Here is a 20,931-nt window from a genome sequence, read left to right on the forward strand (position 1 = left end):
AGATTGGACGATGATGGCCGACCCCGAGATCAGACGCACGATCACCGACCCGGCGGCCCTCGACGCCCTCGCCCACCCGGTGCGCCTCGACCTGCTGAGCTTCCTGATGTCGCACGGTGCGGCGACCGCCTCGGAGTGCGCGCGAGCGGTCGACGACAACCCTTCGAACTGCAGCTATCACCTCCGCGTGCTGGCCAAGCACGGTCTGGTCGAGCCGGTCGAGTCCGACGACGGCCGCGAGCGCCCGTGGCGTGCGACCATCACCGGCCTGAGCCTCGATCTCGACTCCGACGACCCGTCGGTCGTCGCCAGCGCGACGGCGATGCTCGAGGCCTCCATCCAGCTCGACTACCAGCTGGCCCGCGAGCATGTGCGGCGCCGTGACCGCATCGAGGGTCCGTGGCGAGATGTCGACGCCCACGCCCAGTACGGTCTGCAGGTCAGCCCGGACGAGCTGCGGTCCATCGTCGAGCGCATCGACGCCATCGTCCGTCCCTACATCGCGGCGACGCGGCAGGACGCTCCCGAAGACGCCGCTATCGCGAATCTCTCGCTGCTGGCGTTCCCGCGCCCGACCTTCGGCGAGGCCGCGAAATGACCTCCCGCACCGCCTTCGCGATTCCCGCGTTCCGCCGGCTGTGGGCGGCCGGGCTCATCTCCGACACCGGCGACTGGCTGCTGTTCATCGCGCTTCCGCTCGTCGTGTTCCAGCTCACCGGCTCGGCGCTCGGCACGTCCATCGCGTTCCTGCTGGAGCTCGTGCCCGCGGTCGTGCTGGCGCCGCTCGCCGCCCGGCTCATCGGCCGGTTCGACCGCCGTTGGATCATGGTCGCGGTCAACATCGGCCAGGCCCTCGCGCTCCTCCCCCTCCTCTGGGTGAACGAGGTCGCCGACCTTCCGCTGGCGTACGCCGTCATCTTCGTGCACGCTTCGCTCAGCACGCTGTTCGAGCCGGCGAAGAACACGCTGCTGCCCGATCTCGTCGACACCGAGCGGCTGGTCTCGGCCAATGCACTGATCGGCCTGAACCAGAACCTCGGCAGGCTCATCGGCGGCCCGCTCGGCGGCATCCTTCTCGCCGTCGGGGACCTGGGCCTGATCGTCGCCGCCGATGCCATCACGTACATCGTCTCGGCGGTGCTCATCGCGACGCTCCCCGCGGTGAAGGCAGCCGTGCATGACGCCGGCAGTGCCGACGCGCCCGTGGATGCCGCCCGCCCCGACACCGCCGGCGCGCGACCGGTCGGTCTGGTGGAGGCGCTGCGCATCCCGCGGCTGCGCGGCGCGTTCGCGGTGATCCTCGTCTCGAGCGTCGCCCAGGGCATGTTCCTCGTGCTCTTCGTGCTGTTCGCGCTCGGCCCGTTGCGGGGGTCGGATGCCGACGTGGGCCTGCTGCGCGGCATCCAGGCGGTCGGCGCGGTCCTCGCGGGCGTCGTCCTCGGGTTCATCGCCCGCGGATCGTCGCCGCGGGCGCTCACCGCGGCCAGCCTGTTCGCGTTCGGCGTCCTCTCCCTCGTCACCTGGAATCTTCCGACGGTCACCACCGAGATCTGGCCCTACGTCCTGCTGTTCGCGGCTGTCGGGGCGCCGGGGGTGATCATGATCGCCGGCCTGATGAGCGTGCTGCAGGAGCAGTCGGAGCCCCGTCAGCGAGGCGCCGTGTTCGCTGCGGTCGGGCTGGTCAGCGCCGTCGGGCAGGCGCTCGGCATCCTGCTGGGAGCTCTGTCCGACGGCGCGATCGGGCTGCTTCCGCTGCTGGAGGCGCAGGGATGCCTGTACCTGCTAAGCGGCGTGATCGCGCTGCTGTGGCTGCCCCGCGCGGCGGATCGCCCGACACCGAAGACGGAAGGCGCCACGGATGCCGTGAGCCGCACGCCGTAGGCAGCGGCGGCGATCGTCTGCCGCGAGATTCTGCGGGGGTGAAGGCCTGGCGCGCGCTCAGTCGACCTTGGCGACCGTCCCGTCCGTGAGGCGCACGAGTTCGTCATACGTCATCGGGAAGACGGTGTGCGGGGTGCCTCCGGCCGCCCAGATCTCGGGGTGGCGGGCAAGGTCTTCGTCGACGATGGTGCGCAGCGGCGACGGATGCCCCGTGGGAGCGACACCGCCGATCGCCTGACCGGTGGCCTCGCGTACCTGCTCGGGGGTCGCACGCTGGATCTTTCCGAGGCCGAGCCGCTCGGCGAGCGCGGCCGTGTCGACGCGGTGGGCGCCGCTGGTCATGACGAGGAGGGGTGCGCCGTCGCAGAAGAACACCAGGCTGTTGGCGATCGCGCCCACCTCGACTCCGAGCGCCGCGGCCGCCAGGGCTGCGGTGGATGCGGCATCCGGGAGCACCACGATGTCGCCGGTGATGCCGACGGCACGGATCGCATCGTGGACGAGACGGCTGCGGACAGGAAGCGAGGCGGGCGTCGTCATCGGCTCAGCCTAACGACGCGGCCCGTAGGCGAGGATCTCGCCGTGCGGCATGAGCAGCCAGCCGTCTTCGGTCGCGGCCCACTCCCGCCAGCCGTCCGAGATGCGCTGCAGCTGCGCGTCGTCGGCGCCCGTCGCGCGCGCCGAGTCGGCGAACGCCGACTGCAGCACGCGGTCGGCCCACATCCCGCCCCACCAGGCGCGGTCGGAGTCGTCCTCGAACAGCCACAGCGACGCCGTGGCGCGGATGTCGGTGAGCCCGGCGTCGCGCGCCCACGCCTTCAGGCGACGACCGGCGGCGGGCTCACCCGCGACGCTCCGGTGGGTCGTGAGGTAGAGCGCGAGCCATTCCTCGAGCGCCGGGATGAGCGGATACCAGATCACGCCCTCGTAGTCGACGTCGCGCGCGGCGACGAGTCCGTCGGCACCGGCGACGCGGCCGAGCTCGCGCAGCATGTCGATGGGCCGGTCGACATGCTGCAGCACCTGATGGGCGTGCACGACGTCGAACTCGCCGTCCTCATACGGCAGGCCGTAGGCGTCGCCGACCTCGAACGACAGGCCGGGAGCCGCGTGATCGGCGGCCGCCTGCGCGACCACGTCGGCCGAGGCATCCGTCCCGACGACGCGTCCGGGCGCCACCCGCGTCGCGAGGTCCGCCGTGATCGAGCCCGGTCCGCTCCCCACGTCGAGCACCGAGACGCCGGGCCGCAGGTGCGGCAGCAGGTAGGCGGCGGAGTTCTCCGCGGTGCGCCAGCGGTGCGACCGCAGGACGCTCTCGTGATGACCGTGGGTGTAGGCGTCGGGCATCCATCGATGCTATCGACGGCGAGCACTCTGCTGATACCTGCGCAGCGTGCTGCGAACCGACCGCGCATTCTGCCCACTCGCCGACGGCAGGCTTGAACAATCCGACGAACCGGTGTCCAATGGGGGTGGATGGCGCAACGCCGCGTCGTCCGCAGCGCACTGCCCACGAGGCCCGCCGAAGGAAGTATCGCGATGACGCACACCGTGCCCACTCTGCCCCTGCCCGATTTCGCACACGAGCGGGTGGAGGTGATCACCGGACGGCGCAGCGGCCTGTTCATCACCGTCGCCCTGCACTCGTCTGTGCTCGGCTCGGCTCTCGGCGGCGCACGCCTCTGGACGTATCCGCACTGGAGCGACGCGCTCGGCGACGCGCTGCGGCTGTCGGCCGCCATGACGCTCAAGAACGCCGCGGCCGGTCTCGACGCGGGTGGCGGCAAGTCCGTCATCGCCCTTCCGCCCGGCACGACGCTCGACGGCGACCGGCGTCGCGCCGCCTTCCTCGACCTCGGCGACGCGGTCGAATCGCTGCACGGTCTGTACCGCACCGCCGAGGACGTCGGCTCGACGACCGACGACATGCTCGTCGTCAGCGAGCGCACGGAGCACGTCGTCGGGCTGCCCGACGCCGTCGGCGGCTCGGGCGAGCCCGCCGGGCCTACGAGCCTCGGGGTCTACGAATCCCTCCGCGCGACGCTCGAGCGCGTCGCCGGCACCGCCGACGTCGAGGGCCGCCGCATCACGATCTCGGGCCTCGGTCAGGTGGGCAGCCGCCTCGCCGTGCGGCTGTCGGCCGAGGGTGCGCGTCTCACCGTGACCGATGTCAATCCGGCCAAGCGCGATCTGGCGGCCGAGCTCGGCGCCGACTGGGTCAGCCCGGGCGAGGAGCACCTCGTACCCGCCGATGTGTTCGTACCGGCCGGCATCGGCGGCCTGCTCACGGAGGAGGTCATCGACGCGCTCGACGCGAAGGCCGTGTGCGGACCCGCGAACAACCCGCTCGCCGACCACAGCGGTGCGGGGCGACTGGCCGGGCGCGGCATCCTGTATGCCCCCGACTTCGTGGTGAATGCGGGCGGTGTGATCTATCTCGACCTCGAGGCGAAGCAGCTCGGCTCCCGCACCGAGATCATGGAGCGGGTCGGCCAGATCGGCGACACCGTGCGGCGGATCTTCGACGAGGCCGAGTCGCGTGGGGTCACCCCGCTCGAGGCGGCAGAGGGTCTCGCCGCCGAGCGGCTCGCCGCAGGCGGCCGTCAGCCCGCTCTCGCCCACTGAGGCAGGCGGCACCCGGCCGTCGCGGCGATGGCGGTCGGGTGCACCGGCTTGACACTGCGTTCCACGCATCGCGGAATCGCGTACCAGGATCTGCGATCGGGGTGACATGATGGTCGCACGGCGCGGCCATGGCCCGCCCACGGCGACTTCACGCCGCCCGATCAAAGGAGATCCGGTGTTCACCAGCCCCCGCCCCGATGTCGAGATCCCCGAGCTCAGCATCTACGACTACCTCTTCGCGAGCCTGACGGACGAGGATCTGGGCCGCGTCGCGCTCATCGATCCGTCCACGGGCGCCGAGACCACGTATGGCGCACTTCGTGGGCAGATCGATCTGTTCGCGGGCGCCCTCGCGGCCCGTGGCGTCGAGGTCCACACGGTGGTCGGCCTGTTGTGCCCGAACGTTCCGGCGTTCGCGACGGTCTTCCACGGCATCCTGCGTGCGGGTGCGACCGTGACGACCGTGAACTCGCTCTACACGGCGGGCGAGATCGAGAAGCAGCTGAGGGATGCCGGGGCTACGTGGCTCATCACCGTCAGCCCGCTGCTCCCCCAGGCCGCGACCGCCGCCGAGGCGGTCGGCATCCCGCACGAGCGTGTCATCGTGCTCGACGGCGCCGCGGGGCACCCGAACCTGCGTCAACTGCTCTCCGAGGCGGCGCCGGCTCCCGAGGTGTCGTTCGACCCCGCAACGCATGTCGCCGTGCTGCCCTACTCGTCGGGCACGACCGGCATCCCGAAGGGCGTGATGCTCTCGCATCGCAACCTCGTCGCGAACGTCGCGCAGTGCCGCGTGGCGCTCGATCTCAGTGAGAACGACCGCGTGCTGGCGGTGCTGCCCTTCTTCCATATCTACGGCATGACGGTGCTCCTCAATCTCGCGCTGCGTCAGCGGGCAAGCCTCGTGACGATGCCGAAGTTCGACCTCGCCGAGTTCCTCACGAACATCCAGAAGTTCCAGTGCACCTACCTCTACATCGCGCCGCCGATCGCGGTCGCGCTGGCCAAGCACCCGATCGTCGACCAGTTCGACATCTCGAGCGTGCACACGGTCTTCTCGGGGGCTGCGCCGCTCGACGGCGAGACGGCCGAGACCGCGGGTCGTCGCATCAACGCCCGCATGATGCAGGGGTACGGCATGAGCGAGCTGAGCCCCGTCTCGCACGCGATGCCCACGGATCGCTACGACATCCCGGTGAGCTCGGTCGGCGTGATGCTGCCGAACACGCTCAACAAGCTGGTCGATCCCGAGACGGGTGAGGAGATCACCGAGGTCGGCGCCGACGGCGTGACGAAGCCGGGCGAGCTGTGGGTCAAGGGACCCAACGTGATGCTCGGCTACCTCAACCAGCCCGAGGCGACGGCCGAGACCCTCGATGCCGACGGCTACCTCCACACCGGCGACGTCGCGGTGTACCACGACGGCGGATACTTCTCGATCGTCGATCGCGTGAAGGAGCTCATCAAGTACAAGGGCTACCAGATCGCCCCGGCCGAGCTCGAGGCACTGCTCCTCAGTCACCCGAAGGTGATGGATGCCGCGGTCATCGGTGTCCTGGATGAGGACAAGCAGGAGATCCCCAAGGCCTTCATCGTGCCCGCGCCCGACTCGGGGCTCACCGAGGAGGAGGTCATGGCGTTCGTCGCGGAGCAGGTGGCCCCGCACAAGAAGGTCCGTCGCGTCGAGTTCACCGAGGCGATCCCCAAGTCGAGTTCCGGCAAGATCCTCCGCAAGGACCTGCGAGCTCGGGAGGCCGCGACCGTCTGAGCCGGTCCGGGGTCATCGGCGGGCGAGCGCGTCGCGTGCGTTCGTCGCGCCTCGCTCGTTCCCGGATCGCGGCGACTAGGTTGGCGCCATGGATGGCGTGTGGCTCGCAGCGCTCAGCGGTCGCATCGGTGGCGGGACGCTCCTCGTCGGCGCTGCGGTCGCCTGGTTCGTCGACATCCCGCAGCGCCTCGTCGCAGGCATCATGGCGCTCGGCGCGGGGGTGCTCATCTCGACGCTCGCGTTCGAACTCGTCGAGGAGGCGGCCGAGGACGGCGGGCTGGTCCCGACGACCGTCGGCTTCCTCGGCGGTGCGATCCTCTACATCGTCGCGGATCAGCTCGTCTCTCGCCCGAGGAAGCATAAGACGGGTTCTCGCCCGGCCGGTGCACGCACGGCCGGCGCGCCCGCGGGAGCAGCCCGCGCCGACGGTGCGCCCGCAGCCGATGCACGCGCAACCCGCACGCCCGCGGCCGATGCACTCGCGAGTGATGCCATCACGCGCGGTGCGCCCCGACGTCCTGCACCTCTCAGCGAGGTGCCCGCCAACATCGCGGCGCGGCGCGCCGCGGGGGCGGCGGGCAGTGCCGGCGTCGTGATCGCGATCGGTGCCTTGATCGACGGCATCCCGGAGTCGATCGTGATGGGGTTGTCGGTCCTGCAGGGAGGGATCAGCATCCCCATCGTTGCGGCGATCGCGATCAGCAACATCCCCGAGGGTCTGGGGTCGACGGCGGCTCTGAAACGCGGCGGCCGCCACGGCCGGTTCGTCGCTCTGCTATGGCTCGGGATCGCCCTGGTGACGGTGGTCGCTTCGGTCTCCGGGTATGTGCTGTTCCAGTCGGCGTCACCGGATGTCATCGCGCTGATCACGACGATCGCCGCCGGCGGCCTGCTGGCGATGGTCTGCAACACGATGATCCCCGAGGCGTTCGACGAGCAGCGCGCGCTCACCGGGCTGTGGGCGACGATCGGGTTCCTCGGCGCCTTCCTCCTCCACGAGCTCGCCTGAGTCCTCACCCGGCTCGCCGGTTACCGCGCTCCCGGTCGCTGAGCGAGCGCCGGCGAGACGAAGCGCACACCAGTCGCCGGTCGCTGAGCGAGCGCCGGCGAGACGAAGCGCAGCACGCGCTCCGCACAAGTCGGATCAGGCGCTGGCCCAGAGGTCGTCGTCGTCTTCGGCGTCCGCGACACCCGGCGTGTCGATCGACAGGCCGTGGAGCAGTTCGAGCGCCGTGCGCGCCTCGTCGATGCGTCCTTCGACGGCGAGTTCGCGGATCCGCACCGACGGCTGGTGCAGCAGCACGCCGGCCAGGTGACGAAGGGCCGCCTCGACGTCGTCGCCGGCGCCGCGCGAGCGCGCCCGTGCGATCTCGTCGTCGACGATCTTCAGCACGTCTCCGCGCAGGGCGCTGATCGCCGGCCCGGCGAGGCGGTCGGCGTGGAACTCGGTCGCGGCGTCGCCGACGATCGCCCGCGCATCGGCATGAGCGCTGAACTCCTGGAGCGGAGCGTGCAGGCGAATGGTCTCGAGGTCGAGCAGCTCGACGGCTTCGACGGCGCCCACGGCGGGGTCGACGTTGCGGGGAAGACCCAGGTCGATCACGAGCACCCGGTGTCCGGGCACGAAGGCGTCGGCGTGCACCACGGCGTCGGCCGTGCAGGTGATGACGACGTCGGCCTCGGCCGCGGCGGCGGCGAAGTCCGACACCGGGATGAGCCCGTGCTGCGTCGCGAACGCCGGCGCGCGACCCGACGGAGAGAAGACGTGGATGTCGCCGGCGCCGCGGGCGCGCAGCGCGTCGACGGTGCGCGAGGCATATCGTCCCGTGCCGACGAGCACGACGCGGGCGGCGGCCCAGTCGGCGATGCGGCTGGAGGCGAGTTCGAGGGCGAGGCGCACGAGCGAACGGTGCGCGCCGCGCAGCTGCGTGCGGTTGCGCACGCCGCGGCTGGTGTGGGTGGCCTTCTGGAACAGGCGCTCGAGCTCGCTGCTGGTCATGCCGTCCGCGCGGGCGGCGTCGAGGGCACGGCGCACCTGGCCCGAGATCTCGTCCTCGCCGACGACCATCGACTCGAGTCCGCTGGTGACGGCGAACAGGTGGGCTGCGGCATCCGCTCCCTGGTGCACCGCGACGGACGCGCGCAGCAGGTCGACGGAGACGTCGGATGCCGCGGCCATCGCCTCGACGACCGACTCGACCGCGACGGCCTCGCCGCCGGTGAGCGGCTCGTCGATGTCGAGATAGGCCTCGAACCGGTTGCACGTCGCGAGCACGACGGCGCCGGAGACGAAGAGCTCGTCATCCACGAGAGCGCGCGTCGCCGTGGGCGCTCCCACAGAGAGACGCTCCAGGATGTCGAGGCTCGCGTTCCGATGGTTCGCGGTCAGACAGAGGAGCACGAGCCTAATCTTAACGTGTGTCTTTGCATGTCTCTCACCCTTCCGTTCTTCAGAGAAACGATCCCCCGCCGCTGATACGTGCGTATCGCGGTGAGCGGCCGGCCAGGACGCCGGTGTGGTTCATGCGCCAGGCGGGGCGCTCCCTGCCCGAGTATCGCGAGCTGCGCGTGGGCACCGACATGCTGGACGCCTGCCTGAACCCCGAGCTCGCCAGCGAGATCACGCTGCAGCCCGTACGTCGCCACGGCGTGGATGCGGGCATCTTCTTCAGCGACATCGTGATCCCGGTGCGCCTGTCGGGCGTCGACGTGCACATCGTCGCGGGGCGCGGTCCGGTTCTCGAGAACCCGGTGAGGACGGCGGCGGATGTCGCGGCCCTGCCTCCACTGGACCCCGAAGCGCTCGCGCCCATCCGTGAAGCGGTCGCCCTCACCGTCGCGGAACTCGGCTCGACGCCGCTCATCGGCTTCGCGGGCGCCCCCTACACGCTGGCGTCGTACCTCGTCGAGGGCGGGCCGTCGAAGGAGCAGCTCAGGACCCGCGCGCTCATGCACTCCGACCCCGCGACGTGGTCGGCACTGCTGACGTGGTGCGCCGAGATCACCGGTGCGTTCCTCGCCGCACAGATCGAGGCGGGCGCGTCCGCCGGGCAGCTCTTCGACTCATGGGCGGGCTCCCTCAGCCTCTCCGACTACACGCATCACGTCGCGCCCTTCTCGGCGCGCGCCCTCGAGCCGGTGCGCGACCTCGGCGTGCCCCTCGTGCACTTCGGGGTCGGCACCGGCGAGCTGCTCGCCGCGATGCGCGACGTGGGCGTGGACACGGTCGGCGTCGACTGGCGCCTCCCCCTCGACGAGGCCGTCCGGCGCCTCGGCCCGGACGTCTCGGTGCAGGGCAACATCGACCCGGCGCTCCTGCGCGCCCCCTGGCCGGTGCTCGAAGCCCACATCCTCGACGTGCTGGAACGCGGCCGTGCGGCCCGCGCCCACGTGCTGAACCTCGGCCACGGCGTTCCGCCCGACACCGACCCGACCGTGCTCACGCGCATCGTGGAGTTCGTCCACGCGCATGGCTGAGTCCACGGCGCCCGGACGCTTCTCTGTCGTCGGCGGCGGCGTCGCGGGCCTGGTCGTCGCCCGCCGGCTCGCGGCCGCGGGCGCTGCGGTGACCCTGTTCGAGGCATCCGATCGCCTCGGCGGGACGGTGGCGCGGCACGAAGTGGGCGGGATCGCGCTGGATGCCGGCGCCGAGAGCTTCGCCGTCCGCGGCGGGGTCGTCGCGGTCCTCCTCGCGGAGCTGGGCCTCGCCGACGACATCGTGGCTCCCGCGCCGGGACCGGCGTGGCTCCAGCCCGCGATCGGCGACGCGGTGCCGCTGCCGGCGACCGCGCTGCTCGGCATCCCGTCCGACCCGCTCGCCGACGACGTGGTGCGCGTGATCGGCAGACCCGCCGCGGAGCGGGCAGTCGGGCTCGACGCTCGCCCGCTGGGAACGGTGCCGTCGACACTCGGCGCCCTCGTCCGCGAGCGCTACGGCGACGACATGCTCGACCTGCTCGTGGCACCAGTGGTGCACGGCGTGCACTCGCAGCATCCCGACGAGCTGCCCGTCACCCGCGCGCATCCCGGGCTCCCCGACGCCCTCACGAGCGCCGGATCGCTCGGCGGCGCCGTCGCTCAGCTGCGCGCCGCCGCTCCCCCGGGCGCGGCGGTCGCCGGCATCCGCGGGGGTGTCAACCGCATCGTGCCGGCGCTCGCCGAGGATCTCGCGCGCCTCGGCGGCGACATCCGCCTCCGCACCCTCGTCGACGACCTCGCGACGCTCGACGGCACGGTGGTCGTCGCGGCGCCCAGCCTCGCGGCGCCCGCCGCCCCAGGGCGACGCATCGACCTCGTGACCCTCGTCGTGGAGCAGGACGAACTGGATGCCGCACCCCGCGGCACCGGGCTGCTCGTCGCCGCAGGAGCACCGGTGGGCGCGCGCGCCCTGACCCACGCCACAGCGAAGTGGGCGTGGCTGCGGGACGCCGCCGCCGGCCGTCACGTGCTCCGTCTCTCGTACGACGCCCCCCCCGCCGATCCCGTCGCCGCCGCGCGCGCCGACGCCGAGACGCTCCTCGGCGTGCCGCTGCCGGTGGTCGTCGACGCCGCACACGTCTCGTGGGTGCGGCCCGCCGCCGCGACCCCGTCCGCCGGGCTCACCGTCGTCGGCGAGACCGTCGCCGGGTCGGGCCTCGCCGGCCTGATCGCCCATGCCGAGCGCACCGCCGCCGGCCTGCTCGCCCGCTGAGCCCCCACCGCCCCGCTGGCGCCGTCACCGGATCAGGTGATTTCACGAGCGCAGGACGATTCGCAGCGAAACGTCCTGCACCCGCCGCATCACCTGATCTCGAGACACGCGGCGCGTCGGCGCAACCCTCCGCTGCTCGCAGGCGGTCGACCGCGGCCCCGCCCGCGCCGTCACCGGATCAGGTGATTTCACGAGCGCAGGACGATTCGCAGCGAAACGTCCTGCACCCGCCGCATCACCTGATCTCGTGACACGCGGCGCGCGGGCTCACGGCTGCCGGCACGCCGAGCCCTCGATGGATGCCGGGAACGGCGCCACCGGAAACGCTCCGCGCGAGGAGTGAAAGGATAGGAGCATGACCGATGTCTCGGCGAGCCCCTCCACGGAAACCCTCGGCTACACCTTGTGGGCTGTGTTCCGACGCGATCCCCAGCGCCCTGCGCCGGCCGGCGATCTGACGGCCGCGGTCGCCGAGGTCGAGGCATCCGGAGTCACCGTCCGCGGGTTCTACGACGTCTCGGGTCTGCGCGCCGACGCCGACCTCATGATCTGGCTCACCGGCACCGGTGTCGCGCCCGAAGTCCTGCAGTCCGCCCTGCGGACGCTGCGCCGCGCCGAGCCGCTCGCCTCGCTCCTGCCGGTGTGGAACGCGATGGGCGTGCATCGCGACGCCGAGTTCACCGCCAGCCACCTGCCCGCGTTCATGCGCGACAAGGATCCCGCGACGTGGCTCACCGTGTACCCGTTCGTGCGCTCGTACGACTGGTACATCCTGCCCGACGAGGAGCGCCGCCAGATGCTCGCCGACCACGGCCGTAAGGGTGCGGCGCACCGCAGCGTGCTGAGCAACACCGTGGCGTCGTTCGCCCTCGGCGACTACGAGTGGATCCTCGCGCTCGAGGCTCCCGAGCTCGTCGAGCTGGTCGATCTCATGCGTGACCTCCGCCAGACCGAGGCGCGCCGCCACGTGCGCGAGGAGGTGCCGTTCTACACCGGCCGCCGCATCGGACTCGACGAGATCTCCGAGGTGCTCTCGTGACCACCCTGCGCATCGGCACGCGCGGCAGCACGCTCGCGCTCGCGCAGACGGGCATGGTCGCGGACGACCTGGCCGACGCGACGGGCGTGACCACCGAGCTCGTCACGATCACCACCGACGGCGACCGCTCGAACGAGCCGCTCTCCCGCGCCGGCGGCACGGGGCTCTTCACCGGAGCGCTGCGCGACGCGCTGCTGGCCGGGCAGTGCGATGTCATCGTGCACTCGCTCAAGGACCTCCCGACCGCGCCGCACGACCAGCTCGTCGTCGCCGCGATCCCGGCCCGGGAAGACCCCCGCGACGCCCTCTGCGCGCGCGACGGGCTCACCCTCGCCACGCTCCCCGCCGGCGCACGGGTGGGCACCGGTTCGCCCCGGCGCATGGCCCAGCTGCGCTCCCGGCGTCCTGATCTCGAGGTCGTCGACATCCGCGGCAACGTCGACACCCGGCTCGGCAAAGTGGCCGGCGGAGAGCTGGATGCCGTCATCCTCGCCGCCGCGGGCCTGCGCCGCATCGGCCGCACCGAGGTCGTGACCGACTACCTCGACGCCGACTCCTGGCCGACCGCCCCCGGCCAGGGCGCCCTCGCGATCGAGGTGCGCCGTGGCGAGGAGGACCTCGTCAGCGCGCTCGATCACGCCGAGACCCGTGCTGCGGTGGAGGCCGAGCGAGAGGTCCTCGCCCTGCTCGAGGCCGGATGCTCCGCGCCCGTCGGCGCGCGCGCCGTCGTCGACGCGGGACTCCTGCTGCTGTCGGCACGCGTGTACAGCCTCGACGGCGCCACCGCCCTGACCTCCTCCCATGCCACCACGTGGCCCGAGGACGAGGGCGACCCGCCGCGCGAGGTCGCGGCATCCGTCGCCCGTGAACTGCTCGACGCCGGCGCCGCCGGCCTGACGGGAGAACGCCCGTGACGTACGCCCCGACTGACCGCCCCCGCCGCCTGCGCGCCACCCCGGCGATGCGGCGGCTCGTCGCCGAGACGCGGCTGCACCCGGCCGAGCTGATCCTCCCGATGTTCGTGCGCGAGGGCGCTGCCGAGCCCGTGCCGATCTCATCGATGCCGGGCGTCGTGCAGCACACGACCGAGAGCCTGAAGAAGGCGGTGACGGATGCCGCGACCGCCGGCATCGGCGGCATCATGCTGTTCGGCGTGCCCGAGCACAAGGACGCCACGGGCTCCGGTGCGACCGATCCCGACGGCATCCTGAACGTCGCCACCCGCATCGCGGCCGCCGAGGCCGGCGACGCGCTCGTCGTGCAGACCGACCTCTGCCTCGACGAGTTCACCGACCACGGCCACTGCGGCGTGCTCGATGGGAACGGCTACGTCGACAACGACGCCACGCTCGAGCGCTACCGCGACATGGGCGTGGCGCAGGCCGAGGCGGGCTCGCAGCTGCTGGGCCTCTCGGGCATGATGGACGGCCAGGTCGCCGCCGTGCGCGATGCGCTCGATGACGCCGGCTACGCGAACACCCCGATCCTGGGCTACGCCGCCAAGTACGCCTCCGCCTTCTACGGCCCCTTCCGCGAGGCGGTGCAGTCGTCGCTCGAGGGCGACCGCCGCACGTACCAGCAGGACCCCGCGAACCGCCGCGAGGGCGCGCGCGAGCTCGACCTCGACCTCGCCGAGGGCGCCGACATCGTGATGGTCAAGCCCGCGATGAGCTACCTCGACGTGCTGTCGGATGCCGCGGCCACGAGCCCCGTCCCCGTCTGGGCGTACCAGGTGTCGGGCGAGTACGCGATGATCGAGGCCGCCGCGGCGAACGGCTGGATCGACCGGCGGCGTGCGATCGAGGAGTCGGTGATCGGCATCCGCCGCGCCGGTGCCGACGCCGTGCTCACCTACTGGGCTCTCGAACTCGCGGAGTGGATCCGATGACGACCAACGCGCAGGAATTCGCCCGCGCCCGCGGTGCCATGCCCGGCGGGGTGAACTCGCCGGTGCGCGCGTTCGGCTCCGTGCACGAGACCCCCCGCTTCTTCGTGTCGGCGTCGGGTCCGTATGTGACCGACGTCGAGGGCCGCGAGTACGTCGACCTCGTCGGCTCGTGGGGTCCGGCGATCCTCGGGCACGCGCATCCCGCCGTCGTGAAGGCGGTGCAGGATGCCGCGGCCCACGGCCTCGGCTTCGGCGCGAGCACACCGGGCGAGACCGAGCTGGCCGAGCTCATCGCCGGCCGTGTCGCCCGCACCCCCCCGGTCGGTGAGCGAGCGAGGAACGAGCGAGACGAAACACGCCCCACCAACCCCCCGGTCGTTGAGCGAGCGACGAACGAGCCAGACGAAACGCGCCCCTCCAACCCCCCGGTCGTTGAGCGAGCGAGGAACGAGCGAGACGAAACGCGCCGAACCGACGCGAACTCGCCGGTTCACGACGTTTCGTCTCATTTCGCTCGCTCGACGACCGGTCTGCGCCCGATCGAGCGCGTGCGCCTGGTGTCGACCGGCACCGAGGCGACGATGACCGCGATCCGCCTCGCGCGCGGCGCGACCGGGCGCGACCTGATCGTGAAGTTCGCCGGGCACTACCACGGCCACTCCGACGGCCTCCTGGCCGAGGCCGGATCGGGCGTCGCCACGTTGGCGATGCCCGGCTCGGCGGGCGTTCCCGCCCCCATCGCGGCGCAGACGCTCGTGATCCGCTACAACGACCTCGACGCGGTGCGCGAGGTGTTCGCCGCCCGCGGGGACGACATCGCCGCCGTGATCGTCGAGGCCGCACCCGCGAACATGGGCATCGTGCCGCCGGCGCACGGCTTCAACGCCGCCCTCGCCGACATCGCCCACGCGCACGGCGCGCTACTGATCCTCGACGAGGTGCTGACCGGCTTCCGCGTGGGACCCGCCGGCTGGTACGGTATCGACCCCGTGCCCTTCTCCCCCGACCTCATCACGTTCGGCAAGGTCGTCGGCGGCGGGCTGCCGCTGGCCGCGCTCGGCGGCTCGGCGGCGCTCATGGAGCTGCTGGCCCCGCTCGGCCCCGTCTACCAGGCCGGCACGCTGAGCGGCAATCCGCTCGCCGTGGCGGCTGGCCGCGCCACCCTCGACCACCTCGACGCGGACGCTTACGCCCGCATCGACGCCGCTGCGACGACGATCGCGGATGCCGCGGCATCCGCCCTCTCCGAAGCCGGCGTGACGCACGTGGTGCAGCGCTCGGGCAACCTGTTCTCGATCCAGTTCGCGGCGACGCCGCCCGTCGACTACGACACCGTGAAGGCGCAGGAGGCGTACCGCTACGCGCCGTTCTTCCGCGCCATGCTCGCGCAGGGCGTCTCGCTGCCGCCGTCGGTGTTCGAGGCGTGGTTCGTCTCGTCCGCCCACGACGACGCCGCGGTGGCACGGATCATCGACGCGCTGCCGGCCGCCGCCCGGGCCGCTGCCGAGGCTCGACCCGACTGACGCCGTCGGGAGGCTGACATCGTCGCTTGCCGGGAACAGGTGATCCGGCGGACACAGGATGGTCGGCGCCGAGACCTCCGGTATGCGACGGATCGCCTGATCTGGGCAGCAGGGCAGAGCGTCCGAGCCGCTGACGCATGATGGAGCCATGACCACGCTCGTCGCCGTCCATGGAGACATCACCGCCCAGACGACGGATGCCGTCGTCAATGCCGCGAACAACGCCATGCGCGGCGGTGGCGGGGTCGACGGAGCGATCCACCGGGCCGGCGGACCCGAGATCCTGCGGGACTGCATCGCCCGCTTCCCGGACGGGCTCGGCACCGGCGATGCGGGCTGGACCACCGCCGGCGCCCTGCCGGCACGCTGGGTCGTGCACACGGTGGGTCCGAACTTCGGCGCCGGGCAGCGCGATCGCGGACTCCTGGAGTCCTGCTACCGCCGCTCGCTCGCGGTCGCCGCCGAGGTGGGCGCGCGAAGCGTCTCCTTCCCGCTCATCAGCGCCGGCGTCTACGCGTGGCCTCGACGCGCCGCCATCACCACCGCCATCGACGCGATCGCCGCCGCGCACCCCACCGTGGACGAGGTGCGGCTCGTCGCGCACGACGAGTCCGCGCACCACGAGATCGCGTCGGCGCTGCTCATGACGACCTCGGTGCGCATCCTGCAGGGCGTGCGCGAACTGCACCGACGGGGCTTCCACCGGCTCCGGGTGTCGCCGGGCGTCGCCCCCTCCGGCATGTACCACCGGATCGTGCTGATGGATGCCGCCGACCCGGACGCGACGATCCACTACACGTCGGGCGCCGAGACCGAGTTCGCCGGCGGCACCGTCGACGCGATGTCGACGCCGGACGATGTCGCCGAGCTCATCCTGCGGGCTCTCCCCCGCCTCGCTGCGACGCACGACGCAACCGAGTACGCCGCATGGTTCGCAGGCCTGCTCGCAGCGGTCGAACCGGAGCACGCGCTGCCGGTCTCATTCGCGGACTACTTCGACGACAGCGCCGGCTGGGAGATCGGCTGGGGCAGCGGCCTGCGATATCCGGCGCCGCCGCGCTGACCCAGCTCGCAGCCGAACGCGGCGCTGCGAAAAGCGCGGCCGATCGGGGAAAAGCAGAAGGCCCCCGACGTGACGGGAGCCTTCTTCTGGTGGACCTGAGGGGAATCGAACCCCTGACCTCCTCGATGCGAACGAGGCGCGCTACCAACTGCGCTACAGGCCCGTGAACCTCAGAAACACTATCACGGTTCGAGGGCCTTCCCGAATCGACGGGGGCCTCGCGGAGGGCCTATTCTCCGGCTGCGCGACGGGTGAGAAGCTGCCGCACGTGGGCCTCGATCTCGGCGTCGTCGACGTACCCCATGCGGGCGTATTCGGAGTCGGCCGAGGCCGTGCGGGCCGTCCGCGCGGTGTCGATCGACGGCGGCTTCTGGGCTTCTGCGCGGGCCAGCATGGCCTGCTCGAGCGCGGCCTGGCGCAGGGCCGCGCGAGCAGCTTCGGCATCCAGTACGGCCGCGGCACGCGATCCCGCCGACGCCGTGAGCGGCCGCGGCAGGTCGCGCGGTGCCCAGGCGCGCTGCTCGCGTTCGAGCGCGACATCCTGCAGCTCGGCGGCACGGCGCGGCGCGGCATCCGTCTCCCGCGCCACGGCACGCGCCGCAACGCGGGACAGGCGATGAAGCGTGATGCTCGACGCCATCACGAGACCGACGCCCAGCCACAGCAGCGTCTGCGCCCCCGCGGTGAGCGTCTCGAACACGCCCCAGCCGGCGAGGGCGAGGCCGCCGAGCCCGACGAGGGTGGCGACAAGACGGAAGGCGCGACGCACGCGCGCGCGGCGCGCAGCGGGAATCGCCCGCGCGCCGAACTGGCCGCCTCGGCCGACGCGCGTTCGGCGCGAGCGCGCTCGAGGTCGACGCGGGCAGCTGCCTCGGCGGCGACGCGCTCGGTGCGAGCCCGCTCGCGCTCGAGACGTGCGGTGGCCTCGGCCACCTCGCGCTCGGTGCGTGCACGCTCGAGGTCGACCCGCGCCTCTTCGAGGGCGGCATGCTCGCGCTCGGCGAGTGCTCGCTTCGCGAGCCGCTGCTGTGCGGCCGCGGTCCGGGCGTTCAGCTCGAGGCGCACTTCCTCCGGCGTCTCGCTCGTCTCGGCGAGAACGCGCAGCGCCTGGTTCAGGCGGACGGCGTTGCGCTCTGCCGCGTCGAACTGGCGGCGGCTGTGCCACGTCGGCAGCAGATAGACGAGCCACAAGCCCACGGCGACGAGAACGATGACTCCCCCGCCCCACACCTGCCCACCCATGCAGACCACGGTATGCGACGGATGCCGGTCGCCCCGGCATCCGCTGGCGTGTCCCTCAACACCAGCCGGCGGCCCGAATCGACGCGCTCACCTGGGAAAGGGCGTCCCGAGACCCGTATCGCCTACGCGTGCAAGCGATCCGTGGGCGGGACGGTCGCGGCGTCCTGAGGCGCCCGGCCCGAGATCCAGCGCTGCAGGACGCCCTCGGGGACGTCCTCCCGCACGAGGGCGAACGCGTAATGGTCGCGCCAGTCGCCGTCGATGTGGATGAACCGGCGGCGGAGCCCCTCGTAGCGGAAGCCCAGCTTCTCGACGACGCGCAGGCTCGCACGGTTCTCGGGTCGGATGCAGATCTCCATGCGGTGCAGCCGCAACTCGGAGAAGCAGATGTCGGTGGCGAGCGCGACGGCAGTCGGCGTGATGCCCCGGCCCGCGAACCGCTCGCTCACCCAATAGCCGATCGTGGCCGATGCGAGCGAGCCGCGCGCGATGCCCCAGACGTTCAGCTGGCCCGCGACCTCACCGTCGTACTCCATGACGAACGGCACGCCGGCGCCGTCGCGGTACTGCTGGAGCAGCCGGCGCACACCCATCCGCATGTCGAACGACACCGGCCCATCGGGGCTGGTCGCCTCCCACGGCCGAAGCCAGCCCCGATTGGACAGCAGTTCGTTCTGCAGCACGCGCGCGTCGCGCTGCTTCACGAGGCGGATCGCCACCGACCCGTGCCGACGAGGAGCCGACAGATCCACGTGACTCCCTCGAACGGGCGGCGTCAGAGATTCGCCGCGAAATCCTTGAACCAGGGACGCAGCGCGGGGCCCAGATCGTCACGATCCGCCGCGAGCTGCACGATGGCCTTGATGTAGTCCACCCTATCGCCGGTGTCATAGCGGCGGCCACGGAAAACCACCCCGTACACGCCGGGGCCGTCGGGGTCCGCCGCGAGCTCCTGCAGCGCGTCGGTGAGCTGGATCTCGCCGCCCTTGCCGGGCTCGGTGCGCTCGAGGATCTCGAACACGCTCGGCGACAGCACGTAGCGGCCGATCACCGCGAGATTCGACGGTGCGTCCTCGGCGCTGGGCTTCTCGACCAGGCCGTTCACCTTGACCACGCCGTTGCCGTCGGTCGACTCGACCGAGGCGACGCCGTACAGGTGGATGTGCTCGGGGTCGACCTCCATGAGCGCGATGATCGCCGCGCCGGTACGCTCGTGCTCCGCGATCATCGTGGTCAAGAGCGGGTCGCGCTCGTCGATCAGGTCGTCGCCGAGCATGACCGCGAACGACGAGTCGCCGACGTGCGCCTTGGCGCGCAGCACAGCGTGGCCCAGACCCTTCGGCTCGCCCTGGCGCACGAAGTGGATGTCGGCGAGGTCGCTCGACTCCAGCACGCGGTGCAGGCGGTCGGTGTCGCCCTTGTCCTTGAGCTTCTCCTCGAGCTCGGGAACCGAGTCGAAGTGGTTCGAGATCGCGTTCTTGTTGCGTCCGATGATGACCAGGATGTCCTCGATGCCGGCCTGCGCCGCCTCTTCGACGACGTACTGGATCGCCGGCTTGTCCACAACGGGGAGCATCTCTTTGGGCATGGCCTTGGTGGCGGGGAGGAAGCGCGTGCCGAGACCTGCGGCCGGGATGACAGCTTTGATGGAGGTGTGGGGCATCCCCCGAGTCTAGGTGGCACGGACCACCCGGCACGGGCGCACCGACCCGTGTGACGCGCGCGCCGTAGAATCGACTGCATGTCCGACGCCATCGCCGATGCGAAGCGCGCACTGCGCGCCGAGCTGCGCGAGCGCCGCCAGCTGATCACACCGCAGGCGCGCGAGTACGCCGAGGCCGGCGTCCACGCTCAGCTCGACGCCCTCGTCGCCGAGCACGGTGCGCGATCGATCTCGTGCTTCCTGTCGACCACCACCGAGCCGGGCACGCGTTCCTTCGTGACGGATGCCGTGGCCCGCGGCATCCGCGTCCTCCTTCCGGTGACGCGCACCGACGGCCTCCTCGACTGGGCGGTCGCGACCGCCGACGGCGACATCGCCGAGGGCATGTTCGGACTCCCCGAGCCGGTCGGCGAGCTGCTCGGACCGATCGCGGTCAACGACGTCGACCTGCTCGTCATCCCGGCGGCCTCGGTCGACCGCAACGGCATGCGGCTCGGATGGGGCCGCGGCTTCTACGACAAGACCCTCGGGTCGATGGAGCGCTGCCCGCCCGTGTACGCCGTCGTCTTCGACTCCGAGTTCGTCGACGAGGTTCCGAGCGACGAACTCGACCAGCCCGTGACCGGCGTCGTCACGCCCACGCGCACCATCACCCTCGCGCCCAGCCGGCGCTGACACCCACCGAGAGAGCCATGCCCACCTACGCCTACGCCTGCAAGCAGTGCGGCCACCGCTTCGACGCGGTGCAGTCCTTCGCCGACCCCACCCTCACCGAATGCCCCGAGTGCGGCGGCGCGCTGCGCAAGGAGTACGGCTCGATCGGCGTGACCTTCAACGGCTCGGGCTTCTACCGCACCGACTCGCGCGCCGGCGCGAAGAGCGGTGGAGCCCCGGCGACCGGCGGCGCGGATGCGTCGAGTGGCGCCTCCTCGTCGACTTCGACATCATCGAAGTCCGAGGCGAAGGCCTCACCCGCGTCGTCCGGATCCTGATCGTCCGGAGCCCCCGGCGCGGGCGGACACCCAGGGGGTACGCGTGATCAAGGGCTTCAAAGAATTCATCCTGCGCGGCAACGTCATCGACCTCGCGGTCGCCGTCGTCATCGGCGCGGCGTTCACCGCAGTGGTGAACGCGATCGTGTCGAGCATCATCAATCCGATCATCGCCCTCGTCTGGAAGCCGGACGAGAACGGCAACATCGGCATCACTGTGAACGGCCTATGGGGACCCGTGACGTTCCCGATCAGCGACCTGATCAACGCCATCATCGCCTTCCTCGCGGTCGCGATCGTGGTCTACTTCGTGTTCGTGCACCCGATGAATGTGCTCAAGGAGCGGGCAGCCGCCAAGGCCGGCCTCACCGAGGCCGATGAGGAGCCGAAGCTGCCGACCGAGCAGGAGATCCTGGTGCAGATCCGCGACATCCTGGAGAAGCAGAAGTCCTGAGCTTCTCCGCGGCGCGTTTCGTCTCGGTCGCTGGCGCTCCCTCGCTCAACGACCGGACTTCCAGCACACCCCGCACCCGGTCGTTGAGCGAGCGAGGAACGAG

Annotated in this window: 22 protein-coding genes and 1 tRNA gene; 15 read left to right on the forward strand and 8 right to left on the reverse strand. The window is 71.6% G+C overall.

Annotated features, from left to right (window positions below):
* Positions 1 to 10: 10 nt before the first annotated feature.
* On the forward strand, positions 11 to 598 hold the full coding sequence (locus tag ACI3KX_RS00205; protein WP_363353135.1) for a helix-turn-helix domain-containing protein: 588 nt from the start codon (positions 11 to 13) through the stop codon (positions 596 to 598).
* The gene (locus ACI3KX_RS00210; protein ID WP_404906947.1) at positions 595 to 1,881 is read left to right on the forward strand and encodes an MFS transporter; all 1,287 of its coding nucleotides are present in this window, start codon (positions 595 to 597) and stop codon (positions 1,879 to 1,881) included. Before ACI3KX_RS00205 ends, ACI3KX_RS00210 begins: the two co-directional genes overlap by 4 nt.
* 57 nt (positions 1,882 to 1,938) lie before the next feature.
* Here the strand turns inward: ACI3KX_RS00210 and ACI3KX_RS00215 are convergent, their stop codons facing one another.
* Both ACI3KX_RS00215 and ACI3KX_RS00220 read right to left on the reverse strand, forming a co-directional pair.
* Positions 1,939 to 2,421 carry a YbaK/EbsC family protein gene (locus ACI3KX_RS00215; protein WP_404906948.1) on the reverse strand — a complete coding sequence of 161 codons (483 nt, stop codon included), beginning with the start codon at positions 2,419 to 2,421 and terminating at the stop codon, positions 1,939 to 1,941.
* A gap of 9 nt (positions 2,422 to 2,430) precedes the next feature.
* Positions 2,431 to 3,228 (reverse strand): methyltransferase domain-containing protein, encoded by a 798-nt coding sequence (locus ACI3KX_RS00220; RefSeq protein ID WP_404906950.1) that lies wholly within the window; start codon positions 3,226 to 3,228, stop codon positions 2,431 to 2,433.
* 192 nt (positions 3,229 to 3,420) lie between these two features.
* Between ACI3KX_RS00220 and ACI3KX_RS00225 the strand changes: the two genes are divergently transcribed.
* The 3 genes from ACI3KX_RS00225 to ACI3KX_RS00235 all read left to right on the forward strand — a co-directional run bounded on the left by ACI3KX_RS00225 (position 3,421) and on the right by ACI3KX_RS00235 (position 7,283).
* Positions 3,421 to 4,506: a Glu/Leu/Phe/Val dehydrogenase dimerization domain-containing protein gene (locus tag ACI3KX_RS00225; protein WP_404906952.1), complete on the forward strand. Its 1,086-nt coding sequence runs from the start codon at positions 3,421 to 3,423 to the stop codon at positions 4,504 to 4,506.
* A 175-nt stretch (positions 4,507 to 4,681) separates the two neighbouring features.
* The gene (locus ACI3KX_RS00230; RefSeq protein ID WP_404906954.1) at positions 4,682 to 6,274 is read left to right on the forward strand and encodes an AMP-binding protein; all 1,593 of its coding nucleotides are present in this window, start codon (positions 4,682 to 4,684) and stop codon (positions 6,272 to 6,274) included.
* Between the two features lie 88 nt (positions 6,275 to 6,362).
* Positions 6,363 to 7,283, forward strand: coding sequence for a ZIP family metal transporter (locus ACI3KX_RS00235; protein WP_404906955.1), 921 nt, complete (start codon positions 6,363 to 6,365; stop codon positions 7,281 to 7,283).
* Between the two features lie 135 nt (positions 7,284 to 7,418).
* Here ACI3KX_RS00235 and ACI3KX_RS00240 read toward each other — a convergent pair whose 3' ends face one another.
* The gene (locus ACI3KX_RS00240) at positions 7,419 to 8,675 is read right to left on the reverse strand and encodes a glutamyl-tRNA reductase (protein ID WP_404906957.1); all 1,257 of its coding nucleotides are present in this window, start codon (positions 8,673 to 8,675) and stop codon (positions 7,419 to 7,421) included.
* 17 nt (positions 8,676 to 8,692) lie between these two features.
* Here ACI3KX_RS00240 and hemE point away from each other — a divergent pair, with 17 nt between their 5' ends.
* From hemE to ACI3KX_RS00275, 7 genes are all read left to right on the forward strand, one after another.
* Positions 8,693 to 9,751: a uroporphyrinogen decarboxylase gene (gene hemE / locus ACI3KX_RS00245; RefSeq protein WP_404906959.1), complete on the forward strand. Its 1,059-nt coding sequence runs from the start codon at positions 8,693 to 8,695 to the stop codon at positions 9,749 to 9,751.
* Positions 9,744 to 10,964, forward strand: a complete 1,221-nt coding sequence (locus ACI3KX_RS00250; protein ID WP_404906961.1) for a protoporphyrinogen/coproporphyrinogen oxidase — start codon at positions 9,744 to 9,746, stop codon at positions 10,962 to 10,964. The genes hemE and ACI3KX_RS00250 overlap by 8 nt, the downstream gene beginning before the upstream one ends.
* A 355-nt stretch (positions 10,965 to 11,319) precedes the next feature.
* Positions 11,320 to 12,003 (forward strand): hydrogen peroxide-dependent heme synthase, encoded by a 684-nt coding sequence (gene hemQ / locus ACI3KX_RS00255; RefSeq protein ID WP_404906963.1) that lies wholly within the window; start codon positions 11,320 to 11,322, stop codon positions 12,001 to 12,003.
* A complete protein-coding gene (gene hemC / locus ACI3KX_RS00260; protein ID WP_363353157.1) occupies positions 12,000 to 12,917 on the forward strand; it encodes a hydroxymethylbilane synthase in 918 nt (305 codons plus the stop codon). The genes hemQ and hemC overlap by 4 nt, the downstream gene beginning before the upstream one ends.
* Positions 12,918 to 12,964: 47 nt before the next feature.
* A complete protein-coding gene (gene hemB / locus ACI3KX_RS00265; RefSeq protein WP_404907260.1) occupies positions 12,965 to 13,891 on the forward strand; it encodes a porphobilinogen synthase in 927 nt (308 codons plus the stop codon).
* Entirely contained in the window at positions 13,888 to 15,414 is a 1,527-nt protein-coding gene (locus ACI3KX_RS00270) for a glutamate-1-semialdehyde 2,1-aminomutase (RefSeq protein ID WP_404906965.1), read from the forward strand. Before hemB ends, ACI3KX_RS00270 begins: the two co-directional genes overlap by 4 nt.
* A gap of 148 nt (positions 15,415 to 15,562) precedes the next feature.
* Positions 15,563 to 16,477 carry a macro domain-containing protein gene (locus tag ACI3KX_RS00275; RefSeq protein ID WP_404906967.1) on the forward strand — a complete coding sequence of 305 codons (915 nt, stop codon included), beginning with the start codon at positions 15,563 to 15,565 and terminating at the stop codon, positions 16,475 to 16,477.
* A gap of 87 nt (positions 16,478 to 16,564) precedes the next feature.
* Here ACI3KX_RS00275 and ACI3KX_RS00280 read toward each other — a convergent pair.
* The 5 genes from ACI3KX_RS00280 to galU form a co-directional block, all read right to left on the reverse strand.
* Positions 16,565 to 16,640: transfer RNA gene (locus ACI3KX_RS00280), tRNA-Ala, on the reverse strand.
* A gap of 66 nt (positions 16,641 to 16,706) precedes the next feature.
* Positions 16,707 to 17,177 (reverse strand): hypothetical protein, encoded by a 471-nt coding sequence (locus tag ACI3KX_RS00285; protein WP_404906969.1) that lies wholly within the window; start codon positions 17,175 to 17,177, stop codon positions 16,707 to 16,709.
* Positions 17,117 to 17,719, reverse strand: coding sequence for a hypothetical protein (locus ACI3KX_RS00290; RefSeq protein WP_404906971.1), 603 nt, complete (start codon positions 17,717 to 17,719; stop codon positions 17,117 to 17,119). Before ACI3KX_RS00290 ends, ACI3KX_RS00285 begins: the two co-directional genes overlap by 61 nt.
* A 122-nt stretch (positions 17,720 to 17,841) precedes the next feature.
* Complete coding sequence (locus ACI3KX_RS00295; RefSeq protein WP_349428089.1) at positions 17,842 to 18,471, reverse strand: GNAT family protein; 630 nt, start codon at positions 18,469 to 18,471, stop codon at positions 17,842 to 17,844.
* 23 nt (positions 18,472 to 18,494) lie between these two features.
* Positions 18,495 to 19,382: a UTP--glucose-1-phosphate uridylyltransferase GalU gene (gene galU, locus ACI3KX_RS00300; RefSeq protein ID WP_349428090.1), complete on the reverse strand. Its 888-nt coding sequence runs from the start codon at positions 19,380 to 19,382 to the stop codon at positions 18,495 to 18,497.
* A 78-nt stretch (positions 19,383 to 19,460) separates the two neighbouring features.
* On the opposite strand from galU, the gene ACI3KX_RS00305 reads away from it, so the two are divergent.
* Genes ACI3KX_RS00305 through mscL form a run of 3 tightly spaced genes read left to right on the forward strand, consistent with a single transcriptional unit; the run spans position 19,461 to position 20,828 of the window.
* Positions 19,461 to 20,057 (forward strand): 5-formyltetrahydrofolate cyclo-ligase, encoded by a 597-nt coding sequence (locus tag ACI3KX_RS00305; protein WP_363353168.1) that lies wholly within the window; start codon positions 19,461 to 19,463, stop codon positions 20,055 to 20,057.
* Positions 20,058 to 20,074: 17 nt separating this feature from the next.
* Complete coding sequence (locus ACI3KX_RS00310; protein ID WP_404906973.1) at positions 20,075 to 20,374, forward strand: FmdB family zinc ribbon protein; 300 nt, start codon at positions 20,075 to 20,077, stop codon at positions 20,372 to 20,374.
* 43 nt (positions 20,375 to 20,417) lie between these two features.
* Positions 20,418 to 20,828, forward strand: coding sequence for a large conductance mechanosensitive channel protein MscL (gene mscL, locus ACI3KX_RS00315; protein ID WP_404906975.1), 411 nt, complete (start codon positions 20,418 to 20,420; stop codon positions 20,826 to 20,828).
* Positions 20,829 to 20,931 lie beyond the last annotated feature (103 nt).

The sequence above is a fragment of the Microbacterium sp. ZW CA_36 genome (genome assembly GCF_044987475.1).
GTDB lineage: Bacteria > Actinomycetota > Actinomycetes > Actinomycetales > Microbacteriaceae > Microbacterium.

What these genes read in the sequence shown, in the direction of transcription:
- ACI3KX_RS00205 (WP_363353135.1), top strand. Translation starts at nt 11, where the DNA reads ATGATGGCCGACCCCGAGATCAGACGCACGATCACCGACCCGGCGGCC.
- ACI3KX_RS00210 (WP_404906947.1), top strand. Translation starts at nt 595, where the DNA reads ATGACCTCCCGCACCGCCTTCGCGATTCCCGCGTTCCGCCGGCTGTGG.
- ACI3KX_RS00215 (WP_404906948.1), bottom strand. Translation starts at nt 2,421, where the DNA reads ATGACGACGCCCGCCTCGCTTCCTGTCCGCAGCCGTCTCGTCCACGAT.
- ACI3KX_RS00220 (WP_404906950.1), bottom strand. Translation starts at nt 3,228, where the DNA reads ATGCCCGACGCCTACACCCACGGTCATCACGAGAGCGTCCTGCGGTCG.
- ACI3KX_RS00225 (WP_404906952.1), top strand. Translation starts at nt 3,421, where the DNA reads ATGACGCACACCGTGCCCACTCTGCCCCTGCCCGATTTCGCACACGAG.
- ACI3KX_RS00235 (WP_404906955.1), top strand. Translation starts at nt 6,363, where the DNA reads ATGGATGGCGTGTGGCTCGCAGCGCTCAGCGGTCGCATCGGTGGCGGG.
- ACI3KX_RS00250 (WP_404906961.1), top strand. Translation starts at nt 9,744, where the DNA reads ATGGCTGAGTCCACGGCGCCCGGACGCTTCTCTGTCGTCGGCGGCGGC.
- hemQ (WP_404906963.1), top strand. Translation starts at nt 11,320, where the DNA reads ATGACCGATGTCTCGGCGAGCCCCTCCACGGAAACCCTCGGCTACACC.
- hemB (WP_404907260.1), top strand. Translation starts at nt 12,965, where the DNA reads ATGCGGCGGCTCGTCGCCGAGACGCGGCTGCACCCGGCCGAGCTGATC.
- ACI3KX_RS00270 (WP_404906965.1), top strand. Translation starts at nt 13,888, where the DNA reads ATGACGACCAACGCGCAGGAATTCGCCCGCGCCCGCGGTGCCATGCCC.
- ACI3KX_RS00275 (WP_404906967.1), top strand. Translation starts at nt 15,563, where the DNA reads ATGACCACGCTCGTCGCCGTCCATGGAGACATCACCGCCCAGACGACG.
- ACI3KX_RS00290 (WP_404906971.1), bottom strand. Translation starts at nt 17,719, where the DNA reads ATGGGTGGGCAGGTGTGGGGCGGGGGAGTCATCGTTCTCGTCGCCGTG.
- galU (WP_349428090.1), bottom strand. Translation starts at nt 19,382, where the DNA reads ATGCCCCACACCTCCATCAAAGCTGTCATCCCGGCCGCAGGTCTCGGC.
- ACI3KX_RS00305 (WP_363353168.1), top strand. Translation starts at nt 19,461, where the DNA reads ATGTCCGACGCCATCGCCGATGCGAAGCGCGCACTGCGCGCCGAGCTG.
- ACI3KX_RS00310 (WP_404906973.1), top strand. Translation starts at nt 20,075, where the DNA reads ATGCCCACCTACGCCTACGCCTGCAAGCAGTGCGGCCACCGCTTCGAC.